This is a genomic window from Streptomyces sp. NPDC006309 (assembly GCF_040613095.1).
Lineage (GTDB): Bacteria > Actinomycetota > Actinomycetes > Streptomycetales > Streptomycetaceae > Streptomyces.
The window spans coordinates 83580-98348 of sequence record NZ_JBEXRO010000017.1; the positions used below are offsets into that span (position 1 = coordinate 83580).

14 protein-coding genes are annotated in these 14769 nt (G+C 74.6%); 6 read left to right on the plus strand and 8 right to left on the minus strand.

Features of this window, described 5'->3' with window-relative positions; genetic code table 11:
- Both ectA and ABZ117_RS22030 read right to left on the minus strand, forming a co-directional pair.
- Entirely contained in the window at nt 1–519 is a 519-nt protein-coding gene (gene ectA / locus ABZ117_RS22025) for a diaminobutyrate acetyltransferase (protein WP_356823197.1), read from the minus strand.
- A 308-nt stretch (nt 520–827) separates the two neighbouring features.
- Nucleotides 828–1928, minus strand: a complete 1101-nt coding sequence (locus tag ABZ117_RS22030; protein WP_356823329.1) for an aminotransferase class V-fold PLP-dependent enzyme — start codon at nt 1926–1928, stop codon at nt 828–830.
- 197 nt (nt 1929–2125) lie between these two features.
- Here ABZ117_RS22030 and ABZ117_RS22035 point away from each other — a divergent pair, with 197 nt between their 5' ends.
- From ABZ117_RS22035 to ABZ117_RS22055, 5 genes are all read left to right on the plus strand, one after another.
- Nucleotides 2126–2977 (plus strand): transporter substrate-binding domain-containing protein, encoded by an 852-nt coding sequence (locus tag ABZ117_RS22035; protein WP_356823199.1) that lies wholly within the window; start codon nt 2126–2128, stop codon nt 2975–2977.
- Nucleotides 2974–3807 (plus strand): amino acid ABC transporter permease, encoded by an 834-nt coding sequence (locus ABZ117_RS22040; RefSeq protein ID WP_356823201.1) that lies wholly within the window; start codon nt 2974–2976, stop codon nt 3805–3807. The genes ABZ117_RS22035 and ABZ117_RS22040 overlap by 4 nt, the downstream gene beginning before the upstream one ends.
- Nucleotides 3804–4598 carry an amino acid ABC transporter ATP-binding protein gene (locus tag ABZ117_RS22045; protein ID WP_356823203.1) on the plus strand — a complete coding sequence of 265 codons (795 nt, stop codon included), beginning with the start codon at nt 3804–3806 and terminating at the stop codon, nt 4596–4598. The genes ABZ117_RS22040 and ABZ117_RS22045 overlap by 4 nt, the downstream gene beginning before the upstream one ends.
- Nucleotides 4599–4616: 18 nt before the next feature.
- On the plus strand, nt 4617–5708 hold the full coding sequence (locus ABZ117_RS22050; protein WP_356823205.1) for an amidohydrolase family protein: 1092 nt from the start codon (nt 4617–4619) through the stop codon (nt 5706–5708).
- A 135-nt stretch (nt 5709–5843) separates the two neighbouring features.
- On the plus strand, nt 5844–6776 hold the full coding sequence (locus ABZ117_RS22055) for an SCO1860 family LAETG-anchored protein (RefSeq protein WP_356823206.1): 933 nt from the start codon (nt 5844–5846) through the stop codon (nt 6774–6776).
- 755 nt (nt 6777–7531) lie between these two features.
- On the opposite strand, the gene cobC is transcribed toward ABZ117_RS22055, so the two are convergent.
- The 6 genes from cobC to cobM are packed head-to-tail and all read right to left on the minus strand — an operon-like array spanning nt 7532 to nt 13855.
- Nucleotides 7532–8602, minus strand: a complete 1071-nt coding sequence (cobC, locus tag ABZ117_RS22060; RefSeq protein WP_356823208.1) for an Rv2231c family pyridoxal phosphate-dependent protein CobC — start codon at nt 8600–8602, stop codon at nt 7532–7534.
- Nucleotides 8592–9524: a sirohydrochlorin chelatase gene (locus ABZ117_RS22065; protein WP_356823210.1), complete on the minus strand. Its 933-nt coding sequence runs from the start codon at nt 9522–9524 to the stop codon at nt 8592–8594. The genes cobC and ABZ117_RS22065 overlap by 11 nt, the downstream gene beginning before the upstream one ends.
- A complete protein-coding gene (locus tag ABZ117_RS22070; RefSeq protein WP_356823212.1) occupies nt 9521–10108 on the minus strand; it encodes a precorrin-8X methylmutase in 588 nt (195 codons plus the stop codon). The genes ABZ117_RS22065 and ABZ117_RS22070 overlap by 4 nt, the downstream gene beginning before the upstream one ends.
- On the minus strand, nt 10105–11808 hold the full coding sequence (gene cobJ, locus ABZ117_RS22075; protein WP_356823214.1) for a precorrin-3B C(17)-methyltransferase: 1704 nt from the start codon (nt 11806–11808) through the stop codon (nt 10105–10107). Before cobJ ends, ABZ117_RS22070 begins: the two co-directional genes overlap by 4 nt.
- Nucleotides 11805–13040, minus strand: a complete 1236-nt coding sequence (gene cbiE, locus ABZ117_RS22080; protein ID WP_356823215.1) for a precorrin-6y C5,15-methyltransferase (decarboxylating) subunit CbiE — start codon at nt 13038–13040, stop codon at nt 11805–11807. Before cbiE ends, cobJ begins: the two co-directional genes overlap by 4 nt.
- The gene (cobM, locus tag ABZ117_RS22085; RefSeq protein WP_356823216.1) at nt 13037–13855 is read right to left on the minus strand and encodes a precorrin-4 C(11)-methyltransferase; all 819 of its coding nucleotides are present in this window, start codon (nt 13853–13855) and stop codon (nt 13037–13039) included. Before cobM ends, cbiE begins: the two co-directional genes overlap by 4 nt.
- A 175-nt stretch (nt 13856–14030) precedes the next feature.
- On the opposite strand from cobM, the gene ABZ117_RS22090 reads away from it, so the two are divergent.
- Nucleotides 14031–14759, plus strand: coding sequence for a ZIP family metal transporter (locus ABZ117_RS22090; RefSeq protein WP_356823218.1), 729 nt, complete (start codon nt 14031–14033; stop codon nt 14757–14759).
- The last annotated feature ends 10 nt before the right edge of the window (nt 14760–14769 follow it).

The following is a 14769-nucleotide window of genomic DNA, read 5'->3' on the forward strand; positions in this document are numbered from 1 at the left end:
TCAGAGGGCGGTGGACGCGGACAGCGGGCCGATGCGGTACAGGACTTCGGGGTCGTGCGGGCCGTCGGGGAACAGTTCGGCCCGGAACAGCACCTCGCGGCTGACCCGCGCGCCGTGCCGTCCGGCGAACGAGGTGAACAGGCGCTCGGAGGCGGTGTTGCCGGGGGTGATGGTGGTCTCCAGCCCGGTGATGCCCCGCTCGGCGACCAGCCGGGCGGTCAGGCCGTCCAGCAGGGCGGCGGCGATGCCGCGGCCCTGGTGGGCGGCGTCGACGGCCACCTGCCAGACGAGCAGGGTGTGCGGGCGGTCCGGCCGCACGTATCCGGTGACGAAACCGACCGGCTCCCCGTCCGCACCGCGCGCCACCGCCGAGGTGCCGGCGAAGTCCCGGCACCACAGCAGATAGCTGTACGGGGAGTTGAGGTCGAGGGTTTCCGAGTCCTTGGCGAGACGCCAGAGCGCGGCTCCGTCCGTCGTCGCCGGCCGTTCGATGAGCAGGTCTGCGGGTGCGGCAGTCATGCGTCACGAATTTAGCGAGGCGAATTGCAAAACGCACCCGCGTGACGGCGGTGACGGAGGGTCACATCGGCAAAATGCCCGCCATGTCCTATGGTAAAAGGGCGCAAAAAGGTGCGTCTGTGGGTTGCGTCACAGCCCGGAAACGCCCGGAAAATCCGTTCGCGAAGTTTCCTGTTTAGCTCTGCAAAAATCGGGCAGGAGAAGACCGGAAGCTATCTCCCGCAGAATTCGCGGGAATTGTGAAGGGGAATTGAATTCGGTATTCGGTGCCCCCGGGGGCGAAGCCCCCGGGTACACGCGAGCGGCGGCTAGCGCCAGGTGTGGGCCACGGCCCGGCGGGCGCCCTCGGGGTCCACGGCCAGGCCCCGGCCGGCCATGGCCCCGCCCAGTGCCGACAGCGACCCGGCGACGGCGTCCGGGGTCGCGTCGGGCCCGTAGTGGTTGACGCGGATCATCTCCCCGGCGAGCGCCCCTCCGCCGGCGGCCAGCGGCAGGGCCGGGTCCGACCGCAGCGCGTCGGCCACCAGCTCCGAGGCCACCGTGCCCGCCGGCACCCGCAGCGTCGTCGCGACCGGAGCCGCGTCCCTCTCCTCGTACACGTACGGCTCCAGGCCCCCGCCCAGCGCCACCGCCCCGGCCCGCGTGGCCAGCGCGGCGGCCCGGTGCCGGGCCATCACCGTCTGAGGGCCCGCCGCCTCGATCCGCTCCAGGCACGCCTCCAGTGCCAGCATCTCCAGCTGGGCCGGCGCGTGCGGCAGCGCCGTGCGGCCGGCGTCGGTCCAGCGCTCCTTCCAGTCCAGCAGGGACAGGTAGGAGCGGCGCGGGGCGCGCGGGTTGGCGGCCATGCGGGCCCACGCCCGCTCGCTCACCGAGATCGCCGACACGCCCGCCGGGCCGCCCATCGCCTTCTGCGCCCCGATCACGCACAGGTCCACGCCCCACGCGTCCGGCAGCACCGGCTCCGCGCCCACGGAGGCCACTGCGTCCAGGTAGAACAGCGCGCCCTGCTCCCGTACCGCCTCGCCGATCTCCGCGACCGGGTTGGTGTTGCCCGTCGCCGCCTCCGCGTGCACCAGGGACACGAAGTCGATCTCCGGGTGCCGCGCGAACGCCTCCCGGACCTGGGCGGCGGTCACCGCAGTGTGGAAGGGGACGGACAGGTCGTGCACGGTGGCCCCGGCGTCCCGCAGCCAGTCGCCGAAGGTCTGCCCGTACGGGCCCGTGATCACGTTCAGGGCCACCGTGCCCGGGCCGGCCGCCGCGCGGATCGCGCCCTCCAGCGGCAGCAGCGCCTCGCCCTGGGTGACCAGGACGGTCTGCCGGGTGTCCAGCAGCCGGGCCACCCGGTCCTCGATGGCGGCGAAGCGCTCGGCACTCAGCGGGGGCAGGTCGAGGAAGGGGTGGGTCACAGCGGTGCTCTCTTCGCTCACGAGGTCCACGGGGGCCGCCGGAGGACGGCCGGGACGAGCGTAACTCTGCGCTCCCGTCCCCCTCCCGACCGGTGACTTCCTAGGCCGGACGGCCCCGAAGTCATCGGTTTGGTTTGAGAGACCCCAACATTTCCTTATAATCGAAACCCTTCGTTCCCGCATAGGAGAATCCCCCCATGACAACGCTCCTCGGGCGCCGGACCCGCCTCCTGGCTGCCACCACCGCGACCGCCGGGCTCGTGCTCGTGGCCGCCGGCTGCTCCTCGGACAACGGCGGGGGGAGCGGCAGGACCACCGTCAAGGGCGTCCACCTCGCCAAGGCCGGCGCGCTGACCACCTGCACCCACCTGCCCTACCCGCCGTTCCAGTCGGAGGTCGACGGCAAGGTGCAGGGCTTCGACGTCTCCTTGATCGACCTCGTCGCCAAGAACCTCGGCGTCCCGCAGAAGATCCTCGACACGCCGTTCGAGAACTTCAAGACGGGCGCCTTCCTCAACTCGGGCGAGTGCGACCTGGCCGCCGCCGGCATGACCATCACCGCCGAGCGCAAGAAGAACGTCGACTTCTCCGACCCCTACTTCGAGGCCACCCAGGCCGTCCTCGTCGACAGGAAGAGCGGCGTCACCTCGCTCGCCGACGTCAAGGCCAAGGGCAAGAAGCTGGGCGCCCAGGCGCAGACCACCGGTGAGGACTACGTCCGCAACAAGGGCTACGACCCGATCTCCTTCGAGTCCTCCGACGCGGTCCTCAACGGTCTGCGCACCGGCCAGGTCCAGGCCGTCGTCATCGACTACCCGGTCGTCCAGGGCTGGCTGAAGGACAAGGCCAACGCGGACAGGTTCAAGGTCGTCGACAACCTCAAGACGGGTGAGCAGTACGGCTTCACCGTCAAGAAGGGCAACAAGGCGCTGCTCGACGCCATCGACAAGGCCCTCAAGGACGCCAAGGCCGACGGCACCTACAAGAAGATCTACGAGAAGTGGATCGGCCCGTACAACGCCTCCGTCGCCTCTCCCGCGGCCTCATGAGCGACGCGGACGTACCGCTCGGGCCGAAGAGGAAGGGACTGACCCGGCGGCAGAAGCGGACGCTGTCCCGCGGCGCGCAGTACGCCGTCTTCGCCGCCGCCGTGATCGCCTTCGCGGTCACGGCCGACTGGGGCCGGCTGCGCAACCAGTTCGCCCAGGCCGGCATCGCACGGCAGATGTTCCCGGACGTCATCACCCTGGCGCTGAAGAACACCGTGCTCTACACGCTGTCCGGCTTCGTCGTCGGACTCGTCCTCGGCATGGTCATCGCGCTGATGCGGCTGTCCTCCGTGGGCCCCTACCGCTGGCTGGCGGGCATCTACATCGAGATCTTCCGCGGACTGCCCGCCCTGCTGATCTTCATCTTCGTCGGCGTGGCCGTGCCGCTCGCGTTCCCGGGCACCGAGATCCCGGGCGGCACCTACGGCAAGGTCGCCCTCGCGCTCGGCCTGGTCTCGGCCGCCTACATGGCGGAGACCATCCGAGCCGGCATCCAGGCCGTGCCCAAGGGGCAGACGGAGGCGGCCCGTTCGCTCGGCTTCTCGCCCGCGAAGGCCATGATCTCGATCATCGTCCCGCAGGCCTTCCGGATCATCCTGCCGCCGCTCACCAACGAACTCGTCCTGCTCTTCAAGGACTCCTCGCTGGTGCTGTTCCTCGGCGTCACCCTGGAGGAGCGGGAACTGTCCAAGTTCGGCCGCGACCTGGCGAGCACGACCGCCAACTCCACGCCGATCCTGGTCGCCGGCCTGTGCTACCTGCTGGTCACCATCCCGCTCAGCTTCGTCGTCCGCCGTATGGAGTCCAAGGCACAGGAGGCGATCCGGTGACCCGCCCCGAGATCGAGGTACGGGGACTGCACAAGTCCTTCGGCGACAACGAGGTGCTGCGCGGCATCGACCTGGAGATCGGCCAGGGCGAGGTCGTCTGCGTCATCGGCCCCTCCGGCTCCGGCAAGTCGACGCTGCTGCGCTGCGTGAACCTGCTGGAGGAGCCCACCAAGGGCCAGGTCTTCGTCGGTGGCACCGAGATCACCGACCCCGACGTCGACATCGACGCCGTACGCCGCCGCATCGGCATGGTCTTCCAGCAGTTCAACCTCTTCCCGCACCTGGACGTCACCGCGAACCTGACGCTGCCGCAGCGCCGGGTCCTCGGCCGGGACAAGGCCACCGCCGCGCGGGTCGCCGCCGCGAACCTGGAGCGGGTCGGCCTCGCCGAGAAGGCGGACGCCTACCCGTCCTCCCTCTCCGGCGGCCAGCAGCAGCGCGTGGCCATCGCCCGCGCGCTGGCGATGGGCCCCGAGGTGATGCTCTTCGACGAGCCGACCTCCGCGCTCGACCCCGAACTCGTCGGGGACGTCCTCGCCGTCATGCGCCGGCTCGCGCGCGAGGGCATGACGATGATGGTCGTCACCCACGAGATGACCTTCGCCCGCGAGGTCGCCGACCGGGTCGTCTTCATGGACGGCGGGGTCATCGTCGAGGACGGCAGCCCCGAGCGGGTCATCGGCGACCCGCAGCACGAACGCACCCGGCACTTCCTGTCCCGGCTGCTCGACCCGGCGATGGCCGAGGTCGAGGAGGAGACCTCCGACCAGGTCGGGAAGGACGAGCCGTAGGCCGTTAGGGTGCGGTGCATGAGCGATGGCGCGGTGCTGCACGTGAAGGGGCGGGTCCTGGCCGGCCCCGAGGACGTCCGGGACGAGCTGTGGGTGGTCGGGGGGCGGATCTCCTACGACCGCCCCGCCGGCGCCCGTGACGTCACCACCGTCGAGGGCTGGGCGCTGCCCGGCCTGGTCGACGCCCACTGCCACGTCGGGCTGGGCGCCGAGGGCCCGGTCGACGCGGACACCGCCGAGAAGCAGGCGCTCACCGACCGGGGGACCGGCACCCTGCTGATCCGGGACGCGGGCTCTCCCTCCGACACCCGCTGGATCGACGACCGCGACGACCTCCCGAAGATCATCCGCGCGGGCCGGCACATCGCCCGCACCGGCCGCTACATCCGCAACTACGCCTGGGAGATCGAACCGGAGGACCTCGTCGCCCACGTCGCCCGGGAGGCCCGGCGCGGCGACGGCTGGGTCAAGCTCGTCGGCGACTGGATCGACCGCGGCGCCGGCGACCTGGCCCCCTGCTGGCCCCGCGAGGCCGTCGAGGCGGGCATCGCCGAGGCCCACCGGCTCGGCGCCCGCGTCACCGCGCACTGCTTCGCCGAGAACTCCCTGCGTGACCTGGTCGAGGCGGGCATCGACTGCATCGAGCACGCCACCGGCCTCACCGAGGACCTGATCCCGCTGTTCGCCGAGCGGGGCGTCGCGATCGTCCCCACCCTCGTCAACATCGCCACCTTCCCCCGGCTCGCGGCGGGCGGCGACGCCAAGTACCCGCGCTGGTCCGCCCACATGCGCCGGCTGCACGAGCGGCGCTACGACACCGTCCGCGGTGCCTACGACGCCGGGATCCCGGTCTACGTCGGCACGGACGCCGGCGGCTCGCTGGCCCACGGCCTGGTCGCCGAGGAGGTCGCCGAGCTGGTCACCGCCGGCATCCCGCCGGTCCGGGCCCTCGCCGCCACGACCTGGGCCGCCCGGACGTGGCTCGGCCGGCCCGGCCTGGAGGAGGGCGCGCCGGCCGACCTGGTCGTCTACGAGGCCGATCCCCGGGCGGACGTACGGGTGCTGGCGGCGCCGCGGCGGGTCGTGCTCGACGGGCGTGTCGTCGAGTAGGCGTGCCCCCGCGTTCGAATCCGCGTGCGGGATATCCACGTACGAGTGAAGTGGCCCCGGATCGCTGACCGTTCACCCACACCGCGTACAAGGTTGACGGGTCCCGAACATGTTCCCTCTGGGGGTCCCACCACCTTGAACAGCAACGACTTCCGCATGCCCGCACGCCGTCTCGCCGCCCTCGCGACGGTCACCGCCCTCACCGCGGCGCCCGCGGTCCTGGGCGCGGGCGCCGCGCACGCGACCGGCGCACGCGTGACCGGCGCGCACGCGACCGGCGCTCACGGTCGCGCCTCCGCCGTCGTCCTGCGCACCGGGCTCGACGTGGCCCTGCTCGACCACACCGTGCACCTCCCGCTCGCCCTCGCCCTCAACGAGGTCCGGGCGCCGCGGAGCGCGGACCGCACCGCGCTGTCCGCCCGCCTCGACGGCGTGAACGGCGGCCGGCCGTTCACCGTCCTCGGCGCGGACGTCGCCCGGGCGGAGGCGACGGCCACCGCCCGGCGCGCCGAGGGCTCCGTCCGGGTCGCCCACGCCCGGCTGCACGTCCCCGGCCTGCCCCTGCTGTCCGTGATCGAGGCCGACGCGGTCACCGCCAGGGCCACCTGCGAGGCCGGCAAGGCACCCACCGCCTCCGCGGACGTCCTCGGCGCCGTCACCGTCCTCGGCAGGCGGGTCACCCTGACCGCCGGCGGCCCGGTCCAGGTGAAGGTGCCCGGCGTCGGCGAGGTCCGCCTCGACCTCGCCGAGCGGCGCACCACGACCCGCACGGCCGCAGCGACCGCCCTGCGGCTCAAGGTCTCCGTCAACCCCCTGAAGCTCAACGTGGCCGACGTCGAGGGCACCGTCACCCTGGCCGAGGCCACCTGCGAGTCTCCGGCGGCCCCGCCCGCCCGGCACCCGGTACCGCCCCACGACCCGGCCGCCGACGTCCGCCCCCAGGGCGCCGAGGCCGGCCTCGCCGAGACCGGCGGCAGCCCGGCGACCCCGTACATCGCCGGCGGCGCGCTGGCGCTGCTGCTGGCGGGCGGCGGAGCGGTGGCCCTGACCAGACGCCGCAAGAACTGACACCGTCCCCGCCCGCCTCCCCGGAGAGGCTGCGGGGACGCGCCCGCGGTTCGGGGTGGTGCGGGAGGCCCGGGCGGCCTTTCGGCTCGGGCCGGCTCCGGTGTCGCGTGCTGCTCGCTCCGGCGGGTGATGCTCCGGTCCGACGGGCTCGGCCCTGGGGCCTGGGTGGCTCGGGGGGCCGGGTGTCCCGGCGGCGCCCGGCAGTCCGTGGTTCCCGGCCGGCCGTGAGCCTCGGGGGCGGGATGTCCCGGTCGTGCCCGGCGGCCAGTGGTTCCCGGCCGGTCGGTGACCGGAGCGTGACGGTGCCGGAGAGGCTGCGGGGGCGCGCCCGCGGTTCGGGGTGGTGCGGGAGGCCCGGGCGGCCTTTCGGCTCGGGCCGGCTCCGGCGTCGCGTGCTGCTCGCTCCGGCGGGCGCGGCTCTGGGGCTGGGTGCCTCGGGGGCCGGGTGTCCCGGCGGCGCCCGGCAGTCCGTGGTTCCCGGCCGGTCGGTGACCGGAGCGTGACGGTGCCGGAGAGGCTGCGGGGGCGCGCCCGCAGCTCGGGGTGGTGCTGGAGGGCCTGGCGGGATTTTGGCTTGGCGGACGGGGGTCCGGGGCGGCCCGGGGCTCGGCCGGTCACCGTGGGGAGCCGGGCGGGGGCCCCGGGCGGACCCCCCTTCGGCCGGCCGGCGCCCCGGGGCCGTGCGGGGTTCGGCGGCCGGCCCAGGGCCGCCCGGGGTGGCCCGGGGTCTTCGGGAGGCGTGACGGGTGGGGGTTTCAGTCCTGCGGGAGGGCCGTGGACAGGGCTGTCAGGAACGTGTTCGTCGTGGTGCGGTCGCGTACCGCCACCCGTATCCAGTCCGGGCCGAGGCCGGGGAACGTGTCCCCCCGGCGCACGGCGTGGCCGAGGTCGCGCAGCCGGCGCCGTACCGCCGCGGCGCCCGGCATGCGGACCAGTACGAAGGGGCCCTCCGCCGGCTGCACCACCCGTACGCCCCGGCCGGCGAGCGCGGACAGTCCCGCGACGAGGTGGGCCCGGTCCCCGGCGACGCGATGCGCCGCGTGCCCCGCCTCGGCCAGCGCCCGGGGCGCCACGCACGCCCGCGCCGCGGCCAGCGCCGGTGTGGACACGGGCCACAGCGGCTGGGCCCGCTCCAGCCGGGTGATCACCTCGGGCGCGGCCAGCGCGTAGCCGATGCGCAGCCCCGCCAGCCCCCAGGTCTTGGTGAGGCTGCGCAGCACGACGAGTCCCGGCACGTCCGTCCGGCCGGCCAGGGCCTCGCGCTCACCGGGCACCGCGTCCATGAACGCCTCGTCGACCACCAGTGTCCGCCCCGGACGGGCCAGCCGGGCGACCGTCTCCGCCGGGTGCAGGACGGACGTCGGGTTGGTGGGGTTGCCGATCACCACCAGGTCGGCGTCCTCCGGGACGGCCGCCGGGTCCAGCCGGAACCCGTCCTCCTCCCGCAGCAGCACCCGGCCCACCGGGTGCCCGGCGTCGCGCAGCGCCGCCTCCGGCTCGGTGAACTGCGGGTGCACGACGACCGGCCGGCGGACCTCCAGGGCGCGGGCGAGGAGGACGAACGCCTCCGCGGCCCCCGCCGTCAGCAGCACCCGTTCCACCGGCAGTCCGTGCCGCGCGGCCACCGCCGCCCGGGCGGCCCGCCCGTCGGGGTAGGCCGCGAGGGACGACAGCGAACCGGCGATCTCCTCCCGCAGCCACCGCGGGGGCGTGTCCGCGCGGACGTTGACGGCGAGGTCGACCAACGCGGCCCCGTCGTCCCGCACTTCGGAGTCCCCGTGGTGGCGCAGATCGTGCCCGGACCCGCCGGTGTCCTCAGTGCGCATGGCTGTGCGAGTGCCCCCCGTGATGGTGGTGCCCGTGTCCGTGGTGGTGTCCTTCGTCGTCCGGGTGGAAGTGGGGCTGCTGCGGCAGTCCCACCTTGTCCTCGAAGCCCGGCAGCGCGATCCGGTACACGCAGGAGTCGCAGTTCATGCGCAGGTCACCCTCGACGGCCTCCTGGTACCGCTCCATCACCAGGTCCAGCAGCTCCGGCTCGGGCCCGATGACGTCGGCCGACCGGACCTCGGTCTCCGGGTGGGCCGCGGCCCAGCCCTCGGTCTGCTGCCGCACCCGGTCCGGCAGGATCCCGGTGAACAGGAAGTACGGCAGGACGACGATCTTCTTCGCGCCCAGCGCGACGCACCGGTCCAGGCCGCTCGGCACGTCCGGCGCCGCCAGCGACACGAACGCCGTCTCGACACCGGCGTACCCGCGGCCCTCCCACAGCAGCCGCGCCGCCTTGAACACCTCGGCGTTGGCGTCGGGGTCGGTGGAGCCGCGCCCGACGAGCAGCACGGTGACGTCCGCCCGGTCCCCGGGCGTGCGGGCGGCGCCGCCGAGCGCCTCGTCCAGCCGCCGCTCCAGCACGTTCAGCAGCGCGGGGTGCGGGCCCAGCGGACGGCCGTACGTGTACGTGATGCCCGGGTGCCGTTCCTTCTCGCGGGCGAGCGCGGCCGGGATGTCACCCTTGGCGTGCCCGGCGGACACCAGCATCAGCGGTACGGCGGCGAACCGGCGCACACCTCGCTCGACCAGCTCGGTGACGGCCTCGCCCAGCGGCGGCGGTGACAGTTCGATGAAGCCGCCCGCGACAGGCAGTTCGGGGTGGCGGTGCCCCAGTTGCCGGACGAAGTCACGGAACGCCTCGGCTCCGGCGTCGTCACGGGTGCCGTGGCCGGCGATGAGCAGGGCGGGCGGGGTGGTCACGGGGTCTCCTCAGACGGAACGGGATGGTAGAGCAGGGCGTTGAGCGCGGCGGCGGCGACCGCCGAACCGCCCTTCTCGGACACGTTGCTGACGGCGGGCAGCCCGCTCGTCCGCAACGCGGCCTTGGACTCGGCCGCGCCGACGAAGCCGACGGGCAGGCCGATGACGAGCGCGGGGGAGGCGTCGAGGGTCAGCAGCTCCTCCAGGGCGGTCGGCGCGCAGCCGATCACCCAGACGGCGCCGGGCCCGACCTCCTCGTACGCGAGCCGTACGGCGTGTGCCGAACGGGTCAGTCCGGGCCCGGCGACGGCGTCCCGCAGCCGGCAGACGGTCCCGCGCCGGGTGATGCCGGCCGCGACCATCTCCACGTCGACGACGACGGGTGCCCCGGCGTGCAGCGCGGCGTGCGCCGTCACCAGGTCGGCCTCGTCCATGACGAGGTCGCTCGCGTACTCCAGGTCGGCGGCGGAGTGGATGACCCGCTCCACCACCGCCCGGGTCAGCGGCGGGAAGTGCGAGGTGTCCAGGCGGGCGCGCAGCCGCCGGAAGGACTCCTGTTCGATGGGGTGGACCACGCGGTTCACCGGGCTTCCTCCTGTGTGTCGTTCTGCCAGCGGTAGCCGCGCGGGGTCACCATGCGCCCCGCGATGTTCCGGGTGGCGGTGTTGCCCACGGTCACGACCGTCATCATGTCGACCGTCGCCGGGTCCAGCGCGCCCAGCGTGGTCACGCGGCTGGACTCGTCGGGGCGGGAGGCGTTGCGGACGACGCCGACGGGTGTCGTCGCCTCACGGTGTCCGGAGAGGATCGCGAGCGCCTCGGGCAGCTGCCAGTCCCGGCCGCGTGAACGCGGGTTGTAGAAGGTGACCACGAGGTCCGCCTCGGCCGCCGCGCGCACCCGGCGCTCGATGACCTCCCAGGGGGTGTGCAGGTCCGACAGGCTGATGGACACGTGGTCGTGGCCCAGCGGCGCGCCCAGGACGGCCCCGGCGGCCAGCGCGGCCGTCACCCCGGGCACCCCGACCACGTCGATGTCGTCGGACGCCTCGGCGAGCGCCGGGGAGGCCATCGCGTACACGCCGGCGTCACCGCTGCCGATCAGCGCGACCGCGTGCCCCGCGCGGGCCTCGGCGACCGCGGTACGGGCCCGCTCCTCCTCCGCGCCGAGCCCGGACTCCAGCACCCGGGTACCGGGCCGCAGCAGGTCGCGGATCTGGTCGACGTACTGGTCGAGGCCGACCAGTACCGACGCCCGCCGCAGCTCTGCCGCCGCGCGCGGGGTGAGCAGGTCCCGGGCGCCCGGCCCGAGCCCGACCACCGCGAGCCGTCCGCGCCCCGGCCGCCGTACGACGGCGCAGGTCGCCATCGCGGGCCGGCCGTCGGCCCGTACGGACTTCCGCTTGGGCACGAGGAGTTCACCGCCGCGCGCCAGGGCGGCGGCCTCGGCGACCGACGGGGTGCCGACGGCCGTGAGCGGCGCCGCGGACGGGTTGGGCACCTCCACCGCGGCCAGTTCCCCGGCGGTGTACGTCACCACGGGCACCCCGAGCCGCTCGGCGGCGGCCACGATCCCGGGCTCGTCCGCCTTGGCGTCCACCGTGGCCAGTTCGGCGACCGACCGCGGCGACAGACCCGCCTCCCGCAGCGCCTCCCCGACCAGCGCGAGGACCTCCTCGGCCGGCGCGCCCTTCGACGCGCCCACGCCGACCACCAGCGACGGGGGCCGCAACAGCACCTCCCGCTCGCCCGGTTCGACGGCCCGGTCGGTGAGCCGGACCGTGTACGCCCCCTGCGCCGCGAGCGGCAGCGGTGGCAGCGGCCACGCGACCTCCGCCGCCAGCGCGACCGGTTCGCCGTCCAGCAGGGCCCGGGAGACCGCGGCGACCGCGCCCTCGCAGGGCAGCCCGAGCGTGTCCAGGCCCGCCAGTCCCACGGCGTCGGTCGCGGTGGTCACCACGGGTTCGGCGCCGAGCAGCTCACCGGCCTCCCGGGCGAGCGCGTTGGCCCCGCCGCCGTGCCCGCCGACCAGCGCCACCGCGAACCGGCCGCCCTCGTCGACGCACACCACACCCGGGTCGGCACTCTTGTCGCCGAGCAGCGGCGCGAGCAGCCGTACGGTCGCCCCCGTCGCCAGGAAGCACACCAGCTGCTCGCACTCCGCGAACGCGGCGCGTACGGCCTCCCCGACGGGACCGTCGTACACCCGGGTACGGTCCGGCCAGGCCGCGGCCAGCCGGTCCCGCGCCGCCGCTCCCGCCGCGGTGGCGGAAATGAGGCCGATCACTGGACAACTCCTTCACTAGACGCCGCGGCGCGCTCGCCCCACAGCAGGAACACAGGATTAATGGCCGCCAGCCGGGTCACGTCCCCGGGCAGCGGCGCGAGGCGCGACGACTGCAACAGCACGCCGTCGCAGCGGAACCCGGCGGCCGTCAGCGCCGCGCGCGCCGCCGGCACCCGGTCCAGCGCGGCCATGGCGACGACGACGGTGCGCCGGGCCCGCCGCGCGCACGCGGTAACGACGGCGGGCAGCTCACGGCCCCCGCCGCCGACGAACACCGCGTCCGGGTCGCCGGGCAGCGCGGACAGCACCTCCGGCGCCGAGCCGTGCACCACGTCCACGCCGACGCCGTGCGCCTCCGCGTTGGCGCGAACCCGCTCCACCCCGTCCGCGGTCTTCTCCACGGCGACGACGGCCGCGCCGAGCCGCGCGCACTCCACCGCCACCGAACCCGACCCGGCGCCCACGTCCCACACCAGGTCGCCGAGGCGCGGACCGAGGCGTGCCAGGGCCAGCGCCCGGACCTCGAACTTGGTGATCATGGAGTCCCGGTGGGTGAACTCGCCCTCGTCCAGGGCCCACCGGCCCGGCCCGCCGGGCGCCCCGGCGACCGTGCGCACCCCGCCGAGCGCCCGCGTCCCGTCCAGGCACAGCACCACGCTCACCGCGGTGCCCCAGTCCCGGGCCGCCGCCTCGGCGGGCGTCACCCGCTCCACACGCTCCCGCTCCGGATCCCCGAGCGCGCTCGCCACGACGAGGACCCGGTCGGCCGGCACCGCGGCCCCCAGCTCGGCGGGCCCGGCCCCCGGGCCGGTCAGCACGGCCACCTTGGGGTGGGCCCGGCACACGTTGACGGCCGTCCGCGGGTCCCGGCCGTGCGCGCTGACCACCACCGCGTCGTCCCAGGGCAGCCCGATCCGCGCGAACGCGGTGGCCACCGAGGACACCCCCGGCCGTACGTCCAGCGCTTCCGCGCCGAACCGCTCGGCCAGCGCCCGCACGATCCCGAAGAACCCCGGGTCCCCGGAGGCCAGCACGACGACCGGCAGCCGCGCTGCGGCGTACTTCGCGACGCTGTCCAGGGCGGGCGCCAGCGGCCCGAGCACCACCCGCTCCGCCCCGTCCGGCAGCGCTGCGGCGTCCAGGTGCCGCTGCCCGCCGACCACGAGCGCGGCCCCGGCGAGGACGTCCGCGGGGACCGGCGCGCCCGTCCCCGTCCCGACGACCGTGATCAACTCTTCGCCCGCTGCTCGCGCAGGGCCCGCCGGGCCTGCGGGTCGGCCTTGCGGTAGCCGTGGAAGTGACCGGGGTGGTACAGGTGCGAACGGGTGCCGCTGGCGTCCAGGGCCGGGCCGACGAGGAACAGCGTGTGCTTCCAGAGCTTGTGCTCCTTGACCGTCTCCTCCAGCGTGCCGATCGTGCACCGCACGACCAGCTCCTCCGGCCAGGTCGCCTGGTAGGCGACGACCACCGGCGTGTCCGTGGGGTAGCCGCCCTCCAGCAGCTCCCGCACCAGCTGCCCGCTGCGCGCCGCCGACAGGAAGACGGCCATCGTGGTGCCGTGCCGGGCGAACTCGCGGACCTCCTCCCCGGGCGGCATCGGCGTCTTGCCGCCGCCCAGCCGGGTGAGCACCACGGACTGGGCGACCTCCGGGATCGTCAGCTCGCGCTGCGCGATCGCGGCCACCGCGGAGAACGACGACACGCCCGGGACGATCTCGGTCGCGATGCCGATCTCCCGGCAGCGGTCGACCTGCTCCTGCGTGCCGCCCCACAGGGCCGGGTCGCCGGAGTGGATGCGGGCGACCCGCAGCCCCTCCTCGCCGGCCCGCCGGTACACGGCGACGACGTCCTCCAGCGACATGGTCGCCGAGTCCAGCACCTCCGCGTCCTCGCGGGCGTGTTCGAGGACCTCCGCCTGGACCAGGCTCGCGGCCCAGATCACGACGTCGGCCTCGGCGATGGCACGCGCGGCACGGAACGTCAGCAGATCGGCGGCGCCGGGGCCGGCACCGACGAAGGTCACCTTGCCGGTGGGGGCATCGGCCATGGGAATCGGTCCTCTCCTACAGAACTACGGGACTACGGGACTACGGGACTACGGGACTACGGGACTACGGGCGGTTCGGTGCGTGCGGCCGGTGGGGGCGGTTCGGTGCGGGCGGTCAGCGCGCGCACGGCCGCCGGACATGCGTGAAGGCCCGTCCATCGGATACGAAGGGCCCATGGCGGTCCTCGTCGCGCTCGGCGCGTTCCTGATGACGCTGGCCGGCGGCTGGACGGCACAGCGCGTGACCGACCGCCGTCATCTGGTGCTGGGCCTGGCCGGCGGCCTGATGCTCGGCGTGGTCGGCCTGGACCTGCTGCCGGAGGCGCTGCACGCGGCCGGCCACGAGGTCCTCGGCGTACCCGCCGCCCTGCTGCTGTTCGTGGCCGGGTTCCTGCTGGCCCATCTGGTGGAACGCACACTCGCCGCGCGCCGGGCGGCGCACGGGGGCGGCGAACACAGCCACCGGGCGCCCGAGGTGGGCCTGACGGCGGCCGGCGCGATGGTGGGGCACAGCGCCATGGACGGCGTGGCGATCGGCGCGGCCTTCCAGGTGGGCGGCGGCATGGGCGCGTCCGTCGCGCTCGCCGTGATCGCCCACGACTTCGCCGACGGCTTCAACACCTTCACCCTGACCAGCCTGTACGGCAACGCGCGCCGCCGGGCCGTCGGGATGCTGGTGGCGGACGCCTGCGCACCCGTGCTGGGCGCGCTGTCGACCGCGTTCGTCCACATCCCCGCGCCGGTGCTCGGCGGCTATCTCGGTCTCTTCGGCGGCGTACTGCTCTATCTCGCCGCCGCCGAGATCCTCCCCGAGGCCCACCACGAGCACCCGGCCCGCTCCACCCTGCTGTGCACGGTGGCCGGCGTCCTGTTCGTCTGGCTGGTGGTCGGCCTGTCCGGCTGACCGCACGGGC